At 53.8% G+C, this 19174-nt stretch carries 22 protein-coding genes; 15 read left to right on the forward strand and 7 right to left on the reverse strand.

Annotation, left to right across the window (positions count from 1 at the left end):
- The first annotated feature begins 131 nt into the window (after positions 1-131).
- The 6 genes from H7C18_RS11005 (at position 132) to H7C18_RS11030 (ending at position 5542) form a co-directional block, all read left to right on the forward strand.
- The gene (locus H7C18_RS11005) at positions 132-698 is read left to right on the forward strand and encodes a TetR/AcrR family transcriptional regulator (protein ID WP_185129109.1); all 567 of its coding nucleotides are present in this window, start codon (positions 132-134) and stop codon (positions 696-698) included.
- A 121-nt stretch (positions 699-819) separates the two neighbouring features.
- Positions 820-1941 carry an ABC transporter permease gene (locus tag H7C18_RS11010; RefSeq protein WP_185129110.1) on the forward strand — a complete coding sequence of 374 codons (1122 nt, stop codon included), beginning with the start codon at positions 820-822 and terminating at the stop codon, positions 1939-1941.
- Positions 1941-2651, forward strand: coding sequence for an ABC transporter ATP-binding protein (locus tag H7C18_RS11015; protein ID WP_185129111.1), 711 nt, complete (start codon positions 1941-1943; stop codon positions 2649-2651). Before H7C18_RS11010 ends, H7C18_RS11015 begins: the two co-directional genes overlap by 1 nt.
- A gap of 39 nt (positions 2652-2690) precedes the next feature.
- A complete protein-coding gene (locus H7C18_RS11020; protein ID WP_337913311.1) occupies positions 2691-3632 on the forward strand; it encodes an AraC family transcriptional regulator in 942 nt (313 codons plus the stop codon).
- A 224-nt stretch (positions 3633-3856) separates the two neighbouring features.
- Entirely contained in the window at positions 3857-4753 is an 897-nt protein-coding gene (locus H7C18_RS11025) for an SDR family oxidoreductase (protein ID WP_185129112.1), read from the forward strand.
- 36 nt (positions 4754-4789) lie between these two features.
- On the forward strand, positions 4790-5542 hold the full coding sequence (locus H7C18_RS11030) for an SDR family oxidoreductase (RefSeq protein ID WP_420481851.1): 753 nt from the start codon (positions 4790-4792) through the stop codon (positions 5540-5542).
- Positions 5543-5613: 71 nt separating this feature from the next.
- On the opposite strand, the gene H7C18_RS11035 is transcribed toward H7C18_RS11030, so the two are convergent.
- A complete protein-coding gene (locus H7C18_RS11035) occupies positions 5614-6012 on the reverse strand; it encodes a VOC family protein (RefSeq protein ID WP_185129113.1) in 399 nt (132 codons plus the stop codon).
- Positions 6013-6017: 5 nt separating this feature from the next.
- On the reverse strand, positions 6018-7490 hold the full coding sequence (locus tag H7C18_RS11040; protein ID WP_185129114.1) for a DHA2 family efflux MFS transporter permease subunit: 1473 nt from the start codon (positions 7488-7490) through the stop codon (positions 6018-6020).
- A 114-nt stretch (positions 7491-7604) separates the two neighbouring features.
- Between H7C18_RS11040 and H7C18_RS11045 the strand changes: the two genes are divergently transcribed.
- From H7C18_RS11045 to H7C18_RS11060, 4 genes are all read left to right on the forward strand, one after another.
- Positions 7605-8408, forward strand: a complete 804-nt coding sequence (locus H7C18_RS11045; protein WP_202887015.1) for an MmyB family transcriptional regulator — start codon at positions 7605-7607, stop codon at positions 8406-8408.
- A gap of 89 nt (positions 8409-8497) precedes the next feature.
- Entirely contained in the window at positions 8498-8956 is a 459-nt protein-coding gene (locus H7C18_RS11050) for a MarR family winged helix-turn-helix transcriptional regulator (RefSeq protein WP_185129115.1), read from the forward strand.
- A gap of 85 nt (positions 8957-9041) precedes the next feature.
- Complete coding sequence (locus H7C18_RS11055) at positions 9042-10022, forward strand: aldo/keto reductase (RefSeq protein ID WP_185129116.1); 981 nt, start codon at positions 9042-9044, stop codon at positions 10020-10022.
- A gap of 12 nt (positions 10023-10034) precedes the next feature.
- Positions 10035-10913 (forward strand): SDR family oxidoreductase, encoded by an 879-nt coding sequence (locus H7C18_RS11060; protein ID WP_185129117.1) that lies wholly within the window; start codon positions 10035-10037, stop codon positions 10911-10913.
- 103 nt (positions 10914-11016) lie between these two features.
- Here the strand turns inward: H7C18_RS11060 and H7C18_RS11065 are convergent, their stop codons facing one another.
- Together H7C18_RS11065 and H7C18_RS11070 are read right to left on the reverse strand one after the other, a co-directional pair.
- Positions 11017-11436, reverse strand: coding sequence for a cupin domain-containing protein (locus H7C18_RS11065; protein ID WP_185129118.1), 420 nt, complete (start codon positions 11434-11436; stop codon positions 11017-11019).
- Positions 11393-11869, reverse strand: coding sequence for an SRPBCC family protein (locus tag H7C18_RS11070; RefSeq protein WP_185129119.1), 477 nt, complete (start codon positions 11867-11869; stop codon positions 11393-11395). Before H7C18_RS11070 ends, H7C18_RS11065 begins: the two co-directional genes overlap by 44 nt.
- A gap of 134 nt (positions 11870-12003) precedes the next feature.
- Here H7C18_RS11070 and H7C18_RS11075 point away from each other — a divergent pair, with 134 nt between their 5' ends.
- From H7C18_RS11075 to H7C18_RS11095, 5 genes are all read left to right on the forward strand, one after another.
- On the forward strand, positions 12004-12417 hold the full coding sequence (locus H7C18_RS11075; RefSeq protein WP_185129120.1) for a winged helix-turn-helix transcriptional regulator: 414 nt from the start codon (positions 12004-12006) through the stop codon (positions 12415-12417).
- A 55-nt stretch (positions 12418-12472) separates the two neighbouring features.
- Positions 12473-13480, forward strand: a complete 1008-nt coding sequence (locus H7C18_RS11080) for a phosphotransferase (RefSeq protein ID WP_185129121.1) — start codon at positions 12473-12475, stop codon at positions 13478-13480.
- Positions 13481-13534: 54 nt separating this feature from the next.
- The gene (locus H7C18_RS11085) at positions 13535-14137 is read left to right on the forward strand and encodes a class I SAM-dependent methyltransferase (RefSeq protein ID WP_185129122.1); all 603 of its coding nucleotides are present in this window, start codon (positions 13535-13537) and stop codon (positions 14135-14137) included.
- A 173-nt stretch (positions 14138-14310) separates the two neighbouring features.
- On the forward strand, positions 14311-15285 hold the full coding sequence (locus H7C18_RS11090; RefSeq protein WP_185129123.1) for a sigma-70 family RNA polymerase sigma factor: 975 nt from the start codon (positions 14311-14313) through the stop codon (positions 15283-15285).
- A gap of 232 nt (positions 15286-15517) precedes the next feature.
- Entirely contained in the window at positions 15518-15952 is a 435-nt protein-coding gene (locus H7C18_RS11095) for a VOC family protein (protein ID WP_185129124.1), read from the forward strand.
- 62 nt (positions 15953-16014) lie between these two features.
- Here H7C18_RS11095 and H7C18_RS11100 read toward each other — a convergent pair whose 3' ends face one another.
- The 3 genes from H7C18_RS11100 to H7C18_RS11110 form a co-directional block, all read right to left on the reverse strand.
- Positions 16015-17343: an ABC transporter substrate-binding protein gene (locus H7C18_RS11100; RefSeq protein WP_185129125.1), complete on the reverse strand. Its 1329-nt coding sequence runs from the start codon at positions 17341-17343 to the stop codon at positions 16015-16017.
- A 102-nt stretch (positions 17344-17445) separates the two neighbouring features.
- Positions 17446-18282: a carbohydrate ABC transporter permease gene (locus tag H7C18_RS11105; protein WP_185129126.1), complete on the reverse strand. Its 837-nt coding sequence runs from the start codon at positions 18280-18282 to the stop codon at positions 17446-17448.
- Positions 18279-19172 carry a carbohydrate ABC transporter permease gene (locus tag H7C18_RS11110; protein ID WP_185129127.1) on the reverse strand — a complete coding sequence of 298 codons (894 nt, stop codon included), beginning with the start codon at positions 19170-19172 and terminating at the stop codon, positions 18279-18281. Before H7C18_RS11110 ends, H7C18_RS11105 begins: the two co-directional genes overlap by 4 nt.
- Positions 19173-19174 lie beyond the last annotated feature (2 nt).

Genomic DNA, 19174 nt, shown 5'->3' on the forward strand with positions numbered 1-19174 from the left:
GCGCCAGGAGTTGCGGCCATTGAAGACGAGGCTACCGTAATTGTTGCTGCAATTTCTAATAGATATGTTAGACTGATATCTGAAATCGGAAGTTATTATACTCTCTTGAACTGCTGAAAGGAGAAGCTGCGATGGGCAGAAAGCAATCCTATACGGAATCGGAACTACTGGACATAACCAAAAGGTTAGTGCTTGAACATGGGTATGACGGGTTTCATCTCAAGTTGCTTTCGCAGCATTTACCCGGTGCCCGAAGTACAATTTATCAGTATTATGCGAATAAAGAAGAAATCGTCGCTGCCTGTATGAAGCGCGTAATCACAAGCGTCATCGAAAAGGCTTCGGCAATCGATGAGACCAGCCCGATGCAAGCCCTTCAGGAGCTGCTTACCGTATATGTTGAAGAATCCGAGCTGCATCAGCTGTTAGGCGATGCTCATAAAATCAATGTAAAAAATTCGGCGGCTGCAAGTCGGGATCTTGATTTTGTCAAGCAAGCTCATACTACGCTGAAAGTTCAGCTCACGCGTCTCTTCCAAAAAGCGCAACAGGAAAAAAATATCAGAGAAGACATCCCGCTTCCCGTACTGGTCGGTGGCTTTTCCAACCTCATTAACACCCCCAACATGATAAACGTCCCTACTCCCCAATGGAGTAAACTATTGTTTCAAATGTGGATGGGAGGAGCGCAAAGGTAGTGCCCTCCATTTTCAATTTGACATTTGTGTCATATATATTGTTTAATAGGTGGAGAGCAAAAGTATGGCTTATCACGAAAATGACACAAGTGTCATATTTCGAAGCGAGGAGTTGAAGAGCATGTTTTTGGCTTTGAAGGAATTAATGCATAGCAAGATGAAATTTTTAATGATCGTCATTATTTTTGTCTTGGTTGCCTGGTTAGTATTCATTCTGTCGGGTTTGGGCAATGGTTTGTCGACGCTTGCGGCGTCAGCCTTCCAGAACATGAAAGCCGATTATGTCATATTCGAACAAGGGTCGCAGTCGACCATGGGCAAGTCCTTGTTGTCTGACCAATTGGTGGCGGAAGCAGAGAAATTGCCAAATGTAACTGCCGCATCGCCTATGGGAAGTACGATGGCTACGGCCATGAAAGGCAATAACACAAAGAATGAAGATAAGGTCGATATCGCGGTCTTAGGCATTCTCCCCGGCAGCTTCCTAGAGCCTGCCGTAATTGAAGGCGAAGGATTATCTTCGGAAAATCCAACAGGCGTTATTGTAAACAAGACGATGAAGGATGATGGATTTAAACTCGGGGACACTTTTCAATTGGACGGGTCGACACAAGCATTGACGATTATCGGATTCGTTGACAACCAGACCTACAACCACCTTACAGCTGTTTTTGTTCCGATGTCCGAATGGCGGAAGATTGCTTTTGCCGCGCCGGGATCGGATAAGGGAATTGCGGGTCCGGTAAACGCGATTATGTTGCAAGGCAGGCATATCGATCCTTCCGTTATTAGCAGCAAGCTCTCCAATATAGATACAGTGACACGCGGAGCAGCGATTCATGGCATGCCGGGGTACAAGGAAGAGAACGGCTCCATTATGATGATGCTGGCCTTTTTGCTCGCGATTTCCGCATTCGTGCTTGGTGTCTTCTTTTATGTCATTACGATGCAGAAAACAAATCAATTCGGCATTATGAAAGCAATCGGGGCAAGAAACGGCTTTTTGAGCAAAGCGATTGTCTCTCAAGTCCTTGTCCTATCGCTAACGAGTATCGTTGCCGGCGTTTTACTCACTTACGGGACAGCTGCGGTCATGCCGAAGGGGATGCCGTTCAAGCTGGAGACGAACCTCGTTATCGAGTATTCGATCATCCTTCTTGTCATAGCAGTGCTCAGTTCATTAGTCTCGGTTCGAAAAATAACCAAAATCGATCCGCTGAAGGCGCTCGGGAGGGTTGAATAATGCCAACAGGTTTGCAGATCAACAACGTCACTAAGTATTATGCAGAGGGAAGCAACCGGATATCCGCGCTTGAACGAGTATCTATCTCGGTGGAGTTCGGGGAGTTTGTTGCTGTTGTCGGACCATCCGGGTCGGGTAAGAGCACTTTTTTATCAATTGCGGGAGCACTGCTCAAAGCTTCTGAAGGAGAAGTCAACTTAAATGGACATCTTCTATCTAAGCTTTCCGATAAAGAACTTTCTAATGTAAGATTGAAGGAAATCGGGTTTATTATGCAGTCGTCTAATCTCGTCCCCTATTTGAACGTTTTTGACCAATTGCTCTTAGTCAAGAAGATGTCGGGAAAGGTTAGAGCCGAGGATAAAACATTTGCCGTTAATCTGCTGGAAGAACTGGGGCTCGGCTCCAAGTTGAAGAGCTTCCCGGAAGAACTGTCGGGCGGGGAGAAACAACGTACGGCTGTCGCGCGAGCTTTAATAAACAATCCCAACGTCATCTTGGCGGATGAGCCTACGGCTAGCCTGGATACTAAGCGTGCGCATGAAGTGGTCAGTATGATCGCGCATGAGGTAAAGTCGCGTCGGAAAGCGGCAATTATGGTTACGCACGATGAGCGGATGCTTGAATATTGCGATAGAGTATATCGGATGGAAGACGGCAGATTGTCGCCGGCTGAATCGACAAGCTTAGCAGCGGTATGCAAGTTATAATTGGATTAAGATCCACAAATACACGGGGGTTGTCTTCAAATGATGAGGATGCCTGATGAACATGAGGTTTCAACGGCGGCCAGGAACGTCGAGGGATCGCTTGACGCAATAACAGCCCGGCTGGCACGCTTGATCTATGCCCATGCTCCGCATGACGGCGTCTTTAGCCAGCGCATCCCCGGTTTATATGTCAGTCGCTTTTCACGAACAAACACGGACTACGTCAAGACCTTTTACTTGCCTTCTTTATTAATTACTGCACAGGGGGCGAAGACCGTCACGATGGGGCAGGAGATCTTTCCGTTCGGCAGGTCGCAAATGCTCCTGTTTCCCGTTGCCCTGCCGATCGCGATAAAGGCCGTTCAAGCCAGCTATTCCGAACCGATCCTCGGCGTCAGGCTGGAGCTCAACCCGCAGAAGATTGCCGAGCTGGTCTTGAAAGTGTATCCCCAGGGCTTGCCGCCGGCTCGTCAACGGAGCTCGGGTTACGTCGCGAGCGCCGACCCCGGCATCATGGACGCGGTGAGGAGGCTGGTGGATTGCCTGTCGAGTCCAGGCGATGCTGAATGGGTTGCCCCGCTCGTGGTGGAAGAGATTTTGATCCGAGTACTGCGCAGCCCGATCGGCGTTCACGCCGCTGAAATGGGTATTGCGGATTCCGGCGTGCAGCGAATGGCGAAGGCCATTGCTTGGCTTCGCGACAACTTCTCCCGGCAGATGAAGATTGCGGACTTGGCCGAGCTGGTGCACATGAGCGAGTCTTCGTTCCGCGAGCATTTTAAGTCCGTCACATCGATGAGCCCGCTGCAGTACCAGAAAGCGCTGCGCCTTCATGAAGCGAGACGTCTGATGGTCTCCGATTCAACGGATGCGACCACCGCATGCCGGCTGGTAGGGTATGTGAGCGCCTCTCAATTTAACCGGGATTACAGCCGCTTTTTCGGCAGCCCGCCAAAGAGAGACATCGCCAGATTACGTTGAAGAAAATAAGGCATGGATCAAACTGTAACCCGCGGCCATAAGGCGAAGCGGGTTTTTGTTTTTACTCTTGGCGGATTAGGCAAGAAAGGACGCGGAACAGGCAAACATCCGGGCGAAATCCAATATAAAATGAGTCTAGCCTTAGGGCTGGCGGCGTTGATTATGGATTTGCGCCGTTGGTGTTCGCCGGCTCTCCTATTTTACAGCTTAAGGAGGACTTCATTATGCGTGTTTTTGTCACAGGAGCGTCCGGGTTCGTCGGCTCCGCCATCGTGCGCGAACTGATTGAAGCAGGGCATGAGGTGCTTGGCCTTGCCCGCTCGGATAAGTCCGCAGCGATGCTTGCCGCGGCGGGAGCGGCAGTTCACCGCGGCTCTCTTGATAATCCGGACAGCCTCAGAAGCGGAGCCGCTGCCTCGGATGGTGTCATACACACCGCCTTTATTCACGATTTCTCGAACCTTGCGTCCTCCGGTGCGGCAGACAAGCTCGCGGTAGAGACGCTCGGTACCGCGCTTGCGGAATCCGGCCGCCCCCTCATCGTCACCTCCGTAATCGGGCACCTCGCGCCGGGCCGCCTCGGGACCGAAGAAGATGCTCCCGATCCTCATTCCGCAGTGAAGCACCGCGCCGCATCGGAAGAGGCAGCACTTTCAATGGCGCAGCATGGGGTGCGAGCGTCGGTGGTGCGACTTCCGCACTCGGTACATGGCGATGGCGATCGCTGGTTTGTTCCGGCGTTGATCGATCTCGCCCGCCGCACGGGCGTCTCGGCCTATGTGGGCGACGGCGCTAACCGCTGGCCTGCCGTGCACCGATTGGATGCCGCACGTCTTTACCGGCTGGCGCTTGAGGCGGCACCGGCGGGTACGCGGCTGCATGCGATTGGCGACGAGGGGGTGCCGATCCGCGAGATCGCCGGCGTAATCGGCCGTCGATTAGGTGTTCCGGTGAGCAGCAAGTCGCCCGAGGAGGCAGCCGCCCACTTCGGTTGGTTGACGCACTTTGTTTCGGCGGACATCCCGGCATCAAGCGCTCTGACACGGGAGCGCTTCGGATGGCGGCCTGTGCAACCGTCACTCCTTTCCGACCTGGATCGGGAGCATTATTTCGCAACTTGATGAATCCGGCCGATCGGCTGTATGGAGCCATTTTCCATGAGGGAGGAGCAAAGCATAATGACTGCACGATATGGCAAAACGGTTATCATTACGGGAGCAAGCAGCGGAATTGGCGAAGCAACAGCCCGTGAACTCGCGCGCGGGGGGGCGCACGTGGTGATCGGGGCCAGGCGCTTGGAAAAGCTTGAGGCTCTGGCATCGGCCATCCGCCAGGAGGGCGGTTCCGTTGCCGTTCAACAGCTCGACGTGACGGAACTCACTCAGATGCGGACCATCGTTGAATTGGCAATGAACCGTTTCGGACGTCTGGACGCTATCGTGAATAATGCCGGCATCATGCCGCTATCGCCTTTGGCAGCCTTGAAGATCGAAGAATGGGACCGGATGATCGACGTTAATATCCGCGGCGTTCTTCACGGCATTGCCGCCGGGCTTCCGGTCATGAAAGAGCAAGGATTCGGGCAATTCGTCAATGTAGCGTCTATCGCAGCCTACGCTGTATCCCCGATGGCATCCGTATATAGCGCGACCAAGTATGCCGTGCGGGCTATTACCGATGGGTTGCGGCAAGAGGTTGCCGGACAAGGCATCCGCGTAACCCTCGTCTCGCCGGGCGTCACGGAGTCCGAGCTGGCCGACAGCATAACGGACAACGGGGCGAGAGAGCGGATGAAAGAATTCCGGCGCACTGCGCTGCCCGCTTCGGCCATCGCCCGCGCAATCGCTTATGCCATCGGGCAGCCGGCTGACGTCGATGTGAATGAATTGGTCATCCGACCGGTCATGTAGTACCTATTTACGAAAATACAAGCAGCCGCAAGCGGCCATCCTGTCGCAGGGAGACCGCTTGCGGTGCCGTATCACCTGGCTCTGGCAAGGCGTTCGGAATGACTATTCAGGACAGAGTACATGTTTCCATCAGGGTCCATCAGTCCGAAGAAGCGGCCGATGTCCTCATCGCGAATGGCGGTAACCGCAACGCCTTTTGAACGAAGGCAACGATACAGCTTATCAATCTCCTGGGTCTCGAACCCGATGATCGGAACGGCCTTCCCTTCCATGCTTAGCTTCCCCGAAGACGACCTGTAATCTGATCCGGTTAGGATTAATACAGGACCGCGCTCCAAACTAAGAATTCCGATTTCGTCATTCTTATATTGAACATCAAATCCAAGATAGGAATGATACCATTCAAGCGAAAACTCCAGATTCGATACAGGGATATCATTGAAACGTATTTGATTCAGGTAGCCGGCCATACGAATCAGCCCTTCAGCCCGGAAGCACGGGCAGCTTTCTCCGGTTGCCGCCGCTGTCCCGCTCTCATTAAGAAGGCGAGCAGGAACGCATAGATCGCGGACAAGATCAGTACAAATTCCAGCGCGACGGTAAAGGCGTGTGCGTAACGGGCAGGAGCGTCAGGCGAATGGGACATATCCAAAGCCCGATAGAAGAAGATTCCGACAAAACATACGCCAAGCGCGGTGCTGAGTTGGGTCGCGGTCGTCAGAACACCGGAGGCCGCCCCTATATTCTCCTGACGGACCTTGGATAGAATGGTTCCGATGAGCGGCGCCGCGCAGATGCCTTGCCCGACGCCGACGACGAATAAACTCGGCCAAAGCGCATTCCAAACCAGATGACCGCCGTAATGATGGACAATTTCCAAGGTGTAGCCTATGCCGCCTGCCGTAAGAATGGCTCCGACGAATAGAACAGCCGGTCCGAACTTGCTCATGAGCTTTGGCGATGCCAGAGAGGCGAGGAAGAAGCCGATTCCCAGCGGCAAATAGGTTAACCCCGAAGTCAAAGCAGAGTAACCGAAGCCCTGCTGCAGCATAACGGCTAGCGTGAAGAAAAGCGCCGAAGCGATCGCATAAAAGACGAGAATGAGCGATATGCCAAGACGAAAGGAACGATCGCGGAAAAGCGAAGGGGCGAGCAGCGGAGGTCTTCCATTTTCAAGAATTTTGCGCTCATATATAATAAACAGTGTCAAACATACCGGGAAGCAGGCAAGCAAGAGGATCGACCATAAGGGCCAGCCCGCCTCGCGGCCTTGAACCAGAGGAAATGCAAGCGCCAGCAGACTTGCCGTTAAAAGGAGGGCGCCGGTCAGATCCAGGCGTCTGGCTGCAGGATTGCGCGACTCCCGGAGCAGCGGGATACCGGCGAGTAAGGCGGCCGCCCCAATCGGGACGTTCACGAGAAACACGGAGCGCCATCCCAAGCCGAACAGATTTTGGCTGATCAGGTAGCCGCCGAGCAGCTGACCGGATACCGTGGCGATGCCGATGGTCGCACCGTACAACCCGATGGCTTTCGCCTTTTCATTGTCGGGAAAGCTTACTTGAATCATGGCGAGCACTTGCGGCATCATGGCAGCCGACGTTACGCCCTGAAGCACGCGAAACAAAATCAGGTACATCGCGGAGGGAGCGGCGCCGCATAGCGCCGAAGCGACAACGAATCCTAACATCCCCGTGAGAAACAACCGTTTTCGCCCGAACATATCGCCGAGCCGGCTTCCGGTAATCAGCAGAACGGCATAAGCAAGCGTATAGCCCGCAAGAATAAACTGAATGTCCGAGGCGCTTGCCCCTAGATCGGATTGGATGGAGGGAATCGCGACATTGACGATAAAAGAATCAAGCAAAGCCATAAATGTCGCGGACAACACCACCGCCAAAGCCCACCATCTGCGGGGATCAAGCTGCGCTTCATTTGTCTTGGTCACTTCAATCACCCTTCTCGACAAGTTATAGACCCATCTTAGACGAGAAAGGTTTTTTTGTAAGAATACCGTTTATACGATTATAAAAAATAATACCTGGATCGGAGGAGAGAGAGAGTGGAAGAAGATTTGAAACGCCGCAAGGAGCTAGGGGCTTTCTTGCAATCGCGCCGATCGCGCTTATCCCCATCCGATCTTGGGATCCAAAGCGCGCCGCGTCGCCGGGCCAAAGGGCTTCGCCGCGAAGAAGTGGCGGATATGGCCGGGGTAAGCAACATTTGGTATACGTGGCTTGAACAGGGGCGGGACGTCCGGCCCTCTGCCCAGGTTCTGGACAGTTTGGGCAAAGCCCTGCAATTGAACCGGTACGAGCTGCTGCATTTATATACGCTTGCCGAGCACCGCCCGCCCGTCAAAGAATGGATGCCCGATCATCGCGTGGATCCGTCCGTGCAGCGGATGCTGGATAAATTGGAGCCTTTCCCCGCTTACGTAAGAGGACCGAGGTGGGACACGATCGCTTGGAATAACGCGGCTTGCGAGCTGTTCGGCGACTTTAACCGGATGAACGTTCTGGAAAGAAACAGTCTGTGGCGGATGTTCGCCCGTCCCGATTACCCCGGCTTGCTGCCGGATTGGCCGAACGTGGCCCGGAACCTCCTGGCCCAATTTCGGACTAGCTACGGCCAGCACATCGGCGATCCTGCGTTCGAGGAGCTGGTCGACCTGCTTAAGAAGACGAGCGAACAGTTCAAGGAATGGTGGGAAAATCATGAAGTGCTGGGCATCCCGCTTGGACTCAAAAGGTTCCATCACCCCAAGCTCGGCGAACTCGCGTTCGAGCACCAGTCGCTGACTATCGCGGATTATCCCGACTTAAAAATTACCGTATATATCCCGGTTCAAGAGGATACCCCTTGAGCCGAGGGATGTTCGCAAGCATCCGGAGTTGACAAAACGAAAGATCGATTCTATAGTGTAGACATCTACACAAATTTGAGGAGAACTCTATGCAAAGCATTTTCGATAGGTACCCCTACAGTCTATACATTAAGCTTATCGCGCAGAAGGTTCGGGAAATCATCGACCAGCTTCTGAAGGAACATGGCTTGAACAGCTCGCAAGCGATTCTTCTGTCGCATATTCATCAATCCATAGAGGAGCATAAAGAGATCAACCGAAAGTTTCTTGAGAAAACAATGGCTTTGAGCGGTCCGTCTGTAACCAACCTATTGAACGGTCTGGAGAAGTCCGGCTTCATCACGCGCAACAGCAGCCCTGCCGACGGCCGCAACCTCCGTATCGAGGTTACGGACAAAGCCAAACAATTTCTGAGCGAGAGGAGTGATGCCTTCTCGAAATCCGAAGATTTGATCACTCAAGGGATGTCGGATGCCGAAAAAGCGATGTTTGTTTCTCTGCTGACCCGCGCATTTGAAAACGTTGAAAATCAGCTGTCGAAGCGATAACTTTGCCGTGCCATTTGCTTATTTTTTTAAACGAATAGGTAGACGGCTACATAATTTAAGAAAGAAAATGGAGGAGAATGTCATGATGAACGATCCCAAAAACGGATTGAAGCTTACCAGAATCGGACTCGGCTGCGGTCACATGTCAAATGTCGATGAAGCGGTCAAAAGCGCCGGCATTGCCGCCATTCATGCCGCATTCGAGAGTGGAGTCCATCATCTCAACACGGGGGATTTCTACGGTGCAGGCCGAAGCGAGATGGTCATCGCCGAAGCGCTGAAGGGGTACAAAAGGGATGATTATTTTATATCGCTGAAGTTTGGGGCATTGAATACGCTGGACGGGTCCTTGTACGGACTGGACGTCTCTCCCCATCACGTGAAGAACTACCTTGCCTATTCGCTCCGACGGCTCAATCTCGACTATATCGATCTTTACCAGCCCGCAAGAATCGATCTGGGGATCCCGGTTGAAGAGACGATCGGCGCCATTGCCGAGCTGGTTCAAGCCGGCTATGTCAAGCAGATCGGCGTCAGCCAGGTCGACGCCGAGACGTTGAGAAGAGCGCATGCCACGCATCCGATCAGCTTGGTGGAAGTCGAATATTCGCTTTTTAACCGGAGCATCGAGAAAGAGATCTTGCCGGCCGCAAGGGAATTAGGGATCGGCGTCGTTGCTTTTGGGGCGGCGGCTCATGGCCTTCTAGCCGGCCATTGGACAGACGAGCGGATCCAAAGGAGCAAAGGCGGCTACGTTCCGTTGTTTTTTGAAGAGAATATAGAGAAAAACGTTTCCTTGGCCAAGAGACTGGGCGAGATCGCCGCAAGGAAGCAAATGACGTTGTCCCAGCTGGCGTTTGCCTGGATTTTATCCAAAGGCGAAGACATCGTCCCGCTCATCGGTACCGTATCGCCGGCTCATCTGCAAGAGGCCTTGAAGTCGCTTGATCATCATCTGACGGAAGACGAGATCGGGGAAATCGAAGCAGCGATACCGGAACGCGAGATCGCCGGCGCTTCTTTCCCCAATATGCAATTCAGAAACGGCAAGCCCGTTCGCGGATAAGGAGATGTTGTCATGATTATCGTTACCGGGGCCAATGGGAAATTGGGTCGGGCCGTGGCAGAGCAGCTGCTAAAGCGTGTACCGGCCGAGCAGATAGGAGTCAGCGTCCGCGATCCGAGCCAGGCGCAGGATCTGCAGGAGCGCGGAGTCCGTGTGCGTCGGGGCGACTTCGACGATCCCGAGAGTCTGCTCCACGCTTTTGAGGGGGCGTCGCAGGTTCTCATCGTTTCGACCGGCATCCTGGGCGAAGCCGATATCCCTCGTGGGATTCGGCAGCATCAAACAGCGATGGACACGGCAAAGAAGGCAGGGGCCAGTCGGGTCCTGTACACGAGTCACATGGGCTCTTCCCCGACATCGCCCTTCGCTCCCATGATTCATCATGCGGCTACCGAACAACGGCTGAATGCTTCCGGTATTGCCTTCACGTCGCTCCGTAACGGCTACTACGCCGAATCGGCACTCCTGTTGATCGGCGGAGCATTGCAAACAGGGGAATTAATCGCTCCTGAGGACGGTCCGGTTGCCTGGACAGCCCACTCCGACTTGGCCGAAGCTGCGGCGGCGATCCTGAGCGATCGGAAATTGGATGGCATGACTCCCAATCTTACGGGATCCGAAGCCATTGACATGGAAGGGATTGCGGCAATCGCTTCCGAGATCTTGGGGCGGACCATCCGTCGAATCGTTGTGCCGGACGAAGAGTTTCGGGGCCGCATGAGGGCTCAAGGCGTGCCGGAAGCGAGTGTAAATATGCGGATGGGGATGTTTCAGGCAAGCCGTCAGGGTGACTTCGCGCAAGTCGATCCTGCTCTGGCTCATTTGATCGGCCGGCCTCCGATGAGTTTTCAAGAGGTCCTGAAAGTATCGATTTCTCGTCAACAAGGCTGATTTTGGATGCTCCAGACTGTCGACAACGTGTCGGTAGTTTATCTAGAAAGGCACCCGATTGGTGCCTTTCTATTTCACCGCAAGTCGTTTGCGGCAAGCGATCCTATTCCTCCCAGGCGACCGGTTTGTCGAGTATGACGCCATCAGTCCCCGCCCATTGGCGGAGACTGCCTGCCTGGGCTTGAATGACAACGAAGGACAAATCGCCGGTACCATTATTGCGAAGCGTGCGTTCCCCTTCAGGAGAGACACGAATAGCCGTTCCTTCCTTTACCTCCAAGATCTGCCCATCGACTTGAAACTGGCCGCGGCCGCCAATGAAAAGGTACAGCTCCTCGTTCTCGCGATGGGTGTGGTGAAACGGGATCGAGCCTCCCTCCGGCAGTTGGTTCAGCGAAACTTCCATGCCGGTTAGTCCGAGCCGATCCTTTAGAAAGTACTTGCCCGGGATAGGGTCCTTCGATTTGCTCAACAGATTGCTAAAAAGGCCGGCTTCCACAACGCTGAAATGATTTCCGTTCATTTGAAATCTTCCTTTCATTTCCTTTGGTAATTAAGCCGCGAAGGCTGCCGTTGATGTGGGTACCCCAGGCGTTCGAGCAAACCTGGTAGCACTCATACGCGGGGACGAGGCCTACGTGCGTAAAGCGCACTTCCGTTTGGTCGCCTTTCTTGGCGATCTCAAAGACAATGTCCGTATCCTTCCACTCGCTCTTGTCCTTCACGAAGCTAAAATAGTTGTCCGTCACATGCCAAACAACCTTCTTAGCCGGAACAAGTTCGGTGATGTTGAGGGTACAGCGGTGAACGTCTTGGTAGCGGTGCTTAAATTCACCGAGCTCGTCGGTCTTGCCCTCGATTTCTTCCGACCACCACCCGCGAACGTTATTGATGGCGGCGAAAACTTCTTCGGGGCTTTCGTCTACCGTAAAAGAAGTACTGTAGTTTTGATTCATTCAGGAAACACCGTCCCAGGATCTGTTAACTGCCACACAGAGTATAGAACATGTACTTTTGAAATGCAAGTACAAAGATGCGGCTGCGATTGCTAGTGATTGCAAAACGCAAGTACAGAGGGTATAATCGTGTTATGAAAAAACGAGCTTCCACCGTTTGTCCAATTGTATATGCGCTAGACATATGGGGCGATCCCTGGAGCCTGGTCATCCTTCGTGACGTCCTTATCCATAACAAGCGTCATTACCGCGAGTTTCTTGCTTCGCGAGAGCGCATCTCAACCAATATTTTGAGCGCGCGGCTCCAATCGCTTGTTGAAGCAGGCTTGCTTATTAAAATAGAAGGGGAATCCAACCGGGCACAGACGATGTACCGGCCGACACAAAAGGCGCTCGATCTGTTTCCGGTGATATTCGCCATTATGCACTGGGGCCTTAAATACAACCCCAATACAGATATGAGCATTCCGATCATGCAAGAGCTGAAAGCAGACGAAAAAGGGTTGGAGCAGCGTCTTCTACGGAATTTCGACGATGTCGCGACTTGAATTCAGAAGGCACCCGAACGGGTGCCTTCCATTTCGCCCGAAAGGTTGGCTCTAGATGCCGTTTACGACTGAGGACCAATTACTGGACGAGATCGCGGAATGGCTGAGAAAGCATTTTTCGGTTGAATTGAGGTCTGCCAAGCGTGTAAGGCGCGGTCTGAAGAACGAGAAGTGGATGGTTGAAACGAACAAGGGCTGGCTGTTCGCCAAAAGCTATCATCCCGGGCGCTATAAGATGCAGGATCCGGAGTTTCGCGGCAAGATTGAAAATGCGCTGCAGCTGCAGCTTCTTTTTTATCGGTCGGGAGGGCAGTGTCCCGAGCCGTTGACGCTGGAAGGGCACTGTATGCATATCCTGCCGTGCGGAAGGTACATGACCGTCATGACCTGCTGCCCAGGCGCTATGGTGCCGGCCGGCATGATCGGCGAGCGTAGGATGCACTCGCTGGGACGAGCTGCTGCGGATATGCATACCGTCTGGGATTCCGCGGCGGCATCGGGGCTCGGAGCGGCAGACCCGCCGGGGGAACCCGCATGGCGATTGTCTCGCGAAGAGATGGAGCGCACCTGGGAAGTAAATTGGGATGCCGCTCGCGATTCGACCGAGCGCGTCCGGAACGCATTGCGATTACAGAAGGCAATTGTTGATTCGCTTGGAGACGATGATTTTACGCCGCTGACTGCGGGTTGGGCCCACCTCGATCTGTGGGCAGATAACCTGCTTTTTGAAGGAGACGCTCTGGCAGCCATCGTTGATTTCGACCGGGCACGCTACTCGTTTCCTGCGCTGGATCTCGGGCGGGCGGTCCTGTCCGGCGCGCTCGGCGAGAGCGGGTTTTGTAAGGATGCGCTGGCGGCTTTCGCTGAAGGCTACCGTTGTGTGCGGCCGCTGCCGCCGGGTTCGCTTTTGAGGGCAATCAGGTATGTCTGGTGTATCGAATCGTTTTGGTGGATCCAGCCGTCGCTCGAATCGTCCAGCATCGTCCCTGCCCGTTTTGCCGAAGAAATGATTCGCACTGCGGAGCGTTGGGAGCAACTCGATACTCTTCTTGGAGGCATCTAAAGAAGAGAGATTTGAAGCGTTTTGGTTTTTGAATAAGGCAGATGGGAGATCGGAATGGCAAACACGGATAAGTTCGAAATGATAGCCAGCATGTACGACACCCCTGAGAGAATTCACATTGCCAAGGTATCGTCGGATGCCATTCGCGAATATGTAGCGGACGCTAAAAGCAAGAATGCGATCGACTTTGGGTGCGGAACCGGTCTGGTCGGCATGAACTTGTTAAACGAGTTTCAATCCATGCTTTTTCTGGATACATCCCCGAACATGATCAATCAAATCAAGCAAAAAATAACCGATTCCCACATTCGAAATGCGGATACATTATGTTTTGATTTTGAAAAGGAAATCTTATCGGATTTACGCGCCGACTATATTTTCATGGCTCAGGTGCTGCTCCATCTTCCTGACGTTGAATTGGTGTTATCCAGGTTATTCGACGTTCTGAATGAAGGAGGACATCTACTCATCGTAGATTTCGACAAAAACGAAAACGTCGTATCGGAGGTCGTTCACAACGGATTCGATCAAGTCGAGCTTGCTCGATTGATGACTAAAATCGGGTATCGGGATATTCAATCTCGAACTTTTTATACCGGAAGCAAGATCTTCATGGGACAGGACGCATCTATGTTTGTTCTTGATGCTCAAAAGTAACTTGCCGTTATAGACATCGCGGGGAACCGTGGCCTCATAGACTGAACATCCGGAAAAAAGGTGTTTGGGCTGCGAGGCCATTTTTATTATCATGAAGTAAAAAAGTTTCGATCGTTTTGACCGGAATACGCATTGAATTACGTCCATTGATTGTAAGGTGAACGAGGTGGAATATGCCTGACGATGACCAAGAGATCATTCTGCAAGCCATGCGAGGTGAGATAGACGCTTTCAGATGCTTGATCGGCAAGTACTCGAATGCCGTCTATGCGATTGCTCGAAGCAGGTTAGGACATGCGAACGATGCCGAGGACGTTGCGCAGGAGGTTTTCATTAAAGCTTGGTATAACCTGATCAGGCTTGAGGAGCCAAGGAAATTCGGCAGTTGGCTGATGAGCATTACTCGAAACACGGCGGAAGACTGGTGGAGAAGGTACAGGCGACATCCCGAGCTGAGACTGGAAGACGGACATTTTCTTGCAAAGCAATCCACGGAAGAACAAGTTTTTCAAAGAGAACGGGATCGGCAGATTAGGGAGGCTTTAACGCAACTTGACGAGAAATACAGAGTCGTCGCTTATCTGTACTTCATGAGCGGCTTTCGCGTGAAGGAAATCGCAAAGCTCCTGGACCTCACCGTCAGTGCGGCGGAAAGTCGGCTAAGAAGGGCAAAAGAAAAATTAAAAAAGGAGTTGTTTGAGTTGGCGGAGCAGACGCTGAGCAAACAAAAATTAGGCGAGGCTTTCGAGCGGAAAGTGGTCAAACGAATCGTCGGGATCTCTTGCATCAATTTTCCCGTCCGAAACGTTAAGGTGTCGGCACAGTGGTATGTCAGCCACTTGGGGTGCAAGTTAGTTCGCGAACCGATCCGTTTCCCGAATGGTGCCAATGCGATCATTCAACTGGGCGATGAAGGTCCGAACGTTTTTTTGCATGAAGAAAAGGAAAGGACTCCGTTGCATTTCACCCGGCAAGGAGTGCCGGCCTCCCTTTTTGAATTGAGGACGGATGATATCGAGTCCTTCTATGCCCAATTAAAAGAAGAAGGGGTACAGGTGAGCGAGCGGTACGACAACGATCCATGTTCAAAATATTTCGATGTCGTCGACCCGGACGGGAATACGATCACCATCGCGGAATGGATTTAACTTGATAAGGCTGTCGCGGGCACGGGCCCGGTTGCAAGGGATGAATCGATCCGCACGCGAAAATCCAACTGCAGGAGGGCGGCAAGGTGCATTTTACCTTCCAGGATCCGGACGGCAATTTGATTATGGTCGTATCGGCATGAAAGAGAATGAATTTTTTTTATTGAGCGTGTATGGAATCGGTTACGCCGTTCGTTTATAAAGTGCCGTAAAGAAGAGGAGGCTGGAAAAGATGGCGAAAAAAGCTTTATTAAAGCGCATTGAGTGTGCATATTTACCGGTGAAAGATGTGGCCGCGTCGGCGGAATGGTACGAGCGCGTGCTCGGATTGAAGCTTCGCTCCCCGATCGAGCCGGGCCGCGGGGCAATCATGATTATGGACAGCGGTCAATGGTTGTTCCTGCTTCCCTGCGAGAACGGTCATCCGTTGCACTTCATGACGACCGGCTGGGCGGAGAACGGAATGCCGTTCGAGATGTTTCCGATCTGCTTCGAAACGGACGATATTCGTTCCATGTATCAATTATTGCAGCAGTCGGGAGCGTGGACGGAGGAGACGGTTCGCGATGAGGGCGGCTGCGGGCTGCAGCTGAACTTCAAGGATCCGGACGGCAACAAGTTTCAAGTCTGGCAGCAGCCGGTTGCCGCCGGCGTTCCCGCCCAATAACCGGAAGAAGGCTGCCGGCTCGGCAGCCTTCTTTCGAAGCCAGAACGCCGGTCACGAGCAGCTTACTGCTTGGCGAGAATCTCGTTCACCTTCCGATCCATCTCCGCCGCGCCGTCCTCGGGGGTCACTTTCTTGGTCAGAATCTCGTTCCCGATGTCGGTATACACTTTCTCTTCCTCGGCGTACGTCTCGTCAAACGGGAACAGTTTGCCTTTGGCCAGCATATCGGAAATGACCGACGCGTTGGAAGGCATGCCGGGGGCGTTTAGAATTTTCTCGGATGCGACCACGCTCGGGCGCGGCGGAATGATGCCTCTGGACGCCGCATCGTCGGCGTAAGATTCCGGTTTGACGAGCGCCTCCAGGACGGCCCACGCTTCCTGGGGATGCTTGGTCGAGGCGGAGATCGCGAAGCCGGAGTTGTGAATATAGCTGGTCAACGGATCGACCCCGGGAACGACCGGCATCGGCGCGATGTTCCACTTGAACTTCATGTCCTTGTAGCCGCCGATGCTCCAGGAACCGTTCGCTTCCATGGCCACTTTCCCGGTAGCGAACGTCATTCCCGTAATGTTCGTGCCGCCGCCCGTCGCCGGCATCGGCGCGACCTCGTACTGATTCGCCAGCCCGGTCGTGAATTGGAACGCGGCCAACGTCTTCGGGTCGGACATCGTCGAGGTTTTGCCGTCGGCGCTCTTGTAGTTGCCCCCGCCCGCGAATACCCAGGCGCTGTACGACCAGCCGGCAATGGCCGGATAGCCGGTACCGTATTGGGTGACGCGGTCGCCGCTTATCTTGGTCAGCTTCTTGGCGACGTCCAGGTAATTGTCCCAAGTCCAGTCGCCTTCCTGATAGTACTCCCAAGGCGTCTTCACGCCCGCCTCCTTGAACAAATCCTCATTATAGAAAATGACCCACGTGTTCAGATCCTGCGGCACTCCGAATTGTTTGCCGTTATATTGGTAGAATTCTAGGGAGGCCGGATAGAAGTCGTCCCGGTTAAACGTCGGGCTGGCTTCGATATACGACGTCAAATCCAGCAGGCTGCTTTGCTTCGCGTACTGTTTGAACGGTTCGCTCATGAACAGCACGTCGGGCGGCGTTCCTCCAGCGAACATCGTCGATACTTTATCCCAATATTCGCCGCCCGGAATCAGCGTCACGTCGACGCTGATGTTGAGCGACGGGTCCAGATATTGATTCAACCGCTTTTTCAACGTGTCGAGCGCGTTCTGATCTCCGGTGTACGCCATGCTGATCGTCACCTTCCCCTTGGAGCCGCCGCTGCTGCCGGAGGACGACTCCGAAGGGGAGCCGTCGGAACAAGCTGCCGTCAAAGCCGCCGCAAGCAGCAGAACCAACCCTGTCCAAAGCGCTTTTTTCTTTTGCATGCCGAGAACCCTCCCTGTTTGTTTGGTCAAGCCGTTTCTATGGCGAAGCTGCTTCAGCCTCCCTGCCAAGCCGGGCGATCACCTCCTTCATGCGGCGGCAGGTCAGCCTTTGACGCCCGAGACGACGACGCCTTGAATCATCTTCCGCTGCAGGAAGAAGAAGATCAGCACGGTCGGAACGAGCGCGATGACGGAAGCGGCCATCAGCAGCCCCCATTCGACCGTATGCAATCCGCGAAGAGCGTTGATGCCGAGCTGGATGGTGCGCTGCTTCTCGGAGTTGATGTAGATGAGTGGGCCGAGAAAATCGTTCCATACGCCGTTGAAGGCATAGATGGCCACGACGTTCACAACCGGGATCGACATCGGCAGAATGACGCGGATGAACGTTCTCCAATAGCCGCAGCCGTCGATAATTGCCGCTTCGTTGTAATCTCTCGGAATGTTCCGGAAAAACTGCCGGTAGAGGAAAATGTAGAACGGGGTCCCGAAGAAAGAGGGCACGATCAGCGGCAGGTACGTATTGAGCCAGCCGAACGTGCGGTACATGATGAATTGCGGTACCAAAGTCGTGTAATAGGGAATCATGATCGTCCCGAGCATCAGCATGAACAGCGCCTGGCTTCCTGGAAACCGCAGTTTGGCGAAGCCGTAGCCGACCAGCGCGGACGAGAAGCTGCTGCCCGCGACGGCGAAGACGGCAATGAGGAGCGTGTTCAGAAAATAACGGCCGAACGGCAGCAGACGGAAGACATCCGCGTAATTGTCCCACCGGAACCGCGACGGAATGATCTCCGGCGGGAACAGGAACACGTCGGCCAGCGGTTTGACCGAGGTGGTAATCATCCACCACAGCGGAGCGCACACGATTACGGCCCCTATGGTCAAAATGCCGTAGATGACGATCCGCGACAACAGGTTGCGCCTGCTCGTCGTCATGAGCGATCGCCTCCGTCCGCGTAGAATACCCATCGTCTCGACGTTGCGAACAGCAGCGACGTGATCGCCAGGATGATCAGGAACAGGATCCAGGCCAGGGCAGACGCGTAGCCCATCTTGAAGTATTTGAATGCGTTCATATAGAGGTACAGCCCGTACATGAGCGTGGCGTTGTCCGGGCCGCCGCCGGTGATGACGTACGCCTCGGTAAAGACCTGAAAGCCCGATATCGCGCCCATGATGAGGTTGAAGAAAATAACCGGCGTCATCATCGGCACGGTAATAAAGCTGAATTTCTTCCAGACGGAAGCGCCGTCGATCTGCGCCGCCTCGTACAGCTCCGTAGGGATGCCCTGCAGGCCGGCCAGATAAATAATCATGCCGCCGCCGGCGCCCCACAGGCTCATGACCACGATGGAGGGAAGCGCCCAATGCGTGTCGGCGATCCAGCCGGGACCGGGAATTCCGAACAGCGAGAGGGCCAGATTGACAATGCCGAAGTCCGGATTGAATACCCAGATCCACATCAGCGAGACGGCCACGCCCGAGAGCACCGCCGGGAAATAGTAGACCAGCCGCCAGAACGACAATCCCCGCACCTTCTGATTGAGCAGCAGCGCCATCGAGAAGCCCAGCGCGATGCCAAGCGGTACCGAGGTGCAGACGTAAATGAGCGTCACCCGGAGCGATTTCCAGAACAGATCGTCGTGCAGCACCGCGTTGTAGTTGGCGAAGCCGACCCAGCGCGCCGGCGACAGCAGGTTCCAGTCGGTCAGACTCGTATAGAAAGCCATCACCAAAGAGAACAGAACGAAGACAAGAAATCCGCAAACCCACGGCAAGATGAACAGATAGCCGGCCAGCGCTTCTCTCTTCTCCAGCTTCCCCATCG

The sequence above is a fragment of the Cohnella zeiphila genome, assembly GCF_014212055.1.
GTDB lineage: Bacteria > Bacillota > Bacilli > Paenibacillales > Paenibacillaceae > Cohnella > Cohnella zeiphila.

What these genes read in the sequence shown, in the direction of transcription:
- H7C18_RS11005 (WP_185129109.1), top strand. Translation starts at nt 132, where the DNA reads ATGGGCAGAAAGCAATCCTATACGGAATCGGAACTACTGGACATAACC.
- H7C18_RS11010 (WP_185129110.1), top strand. Translation starts at nt 820, where the DNA reads ATGTTTTTGGCTTTGAAGGAATTAATGCATAGCAAGATGAAATTTTTA.
- H7C18_RS11015 (WP_185129111.1), top strand. Translation starts at nt 1,941, where the DNA reads ATGCCAACAGGTTTGCAGATCAACAACGTCACTAAGTATTATGCAGAG.
- H7C18_RS11020 (WP_337913311.1), top strand. Translation starts at nt 2,691, where the DNA reads ATGATGAGGATGCCTGATGAACATGAGGTTTCAACGGCGGCCAGGAAC.
- H7C18_RS11025 (WP_185129112.1), top strand. Translation starts at nt 3,857, where the DNA reads ATGCGTGTTTTTGTCACAGGAGCGTCCGGGTTCGTCGGCTCCGCCATC.
- H7C18_RS11030 (WP_420481851.1), top strand. Translation starts at nt 4,790, where the DNA reads ATGAGGGAGGAGCAAAGCATAATGACTGCACGATATGGCAAAACGGTT.
- H7C18_RS11035 (WP_185129113.1), bottom strand. Translation starts at nt 6,012, where the DNA reads ATGGCCGGCTACCTGAATCAAATACGTTTCAATGATATCCCTGTATCG.
- H7C18_RS11050 (WP_185129115.1), top strand. Translation starts at nt 8,498, where the DNA reads ATGCAAAGCATTTTCGATAGGTACCCCTACAGTCTATACATTAAGCTT.
- H7C18_RS11055 (WP_185129116.1), top strand. Translation starts at nt 9,042, where the DNA reads ATGAACGATCCCAAAAACGGATTGAAGCTTACCAGAATCGGACTCGGC.
- H7C18_RS11060 (WP_185129117.1), top strand. Translation starts at nt 10,035, where the DNA reads ATGATTATCGTTACCGGGGCCAATGGGAAATTGGGTCGGGCCGTGGCA.
- H7C18_RS11065 (WP_185129118.1), bottom strand. Translation starts at nt 11,436, where the DNA reads ATGAACGGAAATCATTTCAGCGTTGTGGAAGCCGGCCTTTTTAGCAAT.
- H7C18_RS11070 (WP_185129119.1), bottom strand. Translation starts at nt 11,869, where the DNA reads ATGAATCAAAACTACAGTACTTCTTTTACGGTAGACGAAAGCCCCGAA.
- H7C18_RS11075 (WP_185129120.1), top strand. Translation starts at nt 12,004, where the DNA reads ATGAAAAAACGAGCTTCCACCGTTTGTCCAATTGTATATGCGCTAGAC.
- H7C18_RS11080 (WP_185129121.1), top strand. Translation starts at nt 12,473, where the DNA reads ATGCCGTTTACGACTGAGGACCAATTACTGGACGAGATCGCGGAATGG.
- H7C18_RS11085 (WP_185129122.1), top strand. Translation starts at nt 13,535, where the DNA reads ATGGCAAACACGGATAAGTTCGAAATGATAGCCAGCATGTACGACACC.
- H7C18_RS11090 (WP_185129123.1), top strand. Translation starts at nt 14,311, where the DNA reads ATGCCTGACGATGACCAAGAGATCATTCTGCAAGCCATGCGAGGTGAG.
- H7C18_RS11095 (WP_185129124.1), top strand. Translation starts at nt 15,518, where the DNA reads ATGGCGAAAAAAGCTTTATTAAAGCGCATTGAGTGTGCATATTTACCG.
- H7C18_RS11100 (WP_185129125.1), bottom strand. Translation starts at nt 17,343, where the DNA reads ATGCAAAAGAAAAAAGCGCTTTGGACAGGGTTGGTTCTGCTGCTTGCG.
- H7C18_RS11105 (WP_185129126.1), bottom strand. Translation starts at nt 18,282, where the DNA reads ATGACGACGAGCAGGCGCAACCTGTTGTCGCGGATCGTCATCTACGGC.
- H7C18_RS11110 (WP_185129127.1), bottom strand. Translation starts at nt 19,172, where the DNA reads ATGGGGAAGCTGGAGAAGAGAGAAGCGCTGGCCGGCTATCTGTTCATC.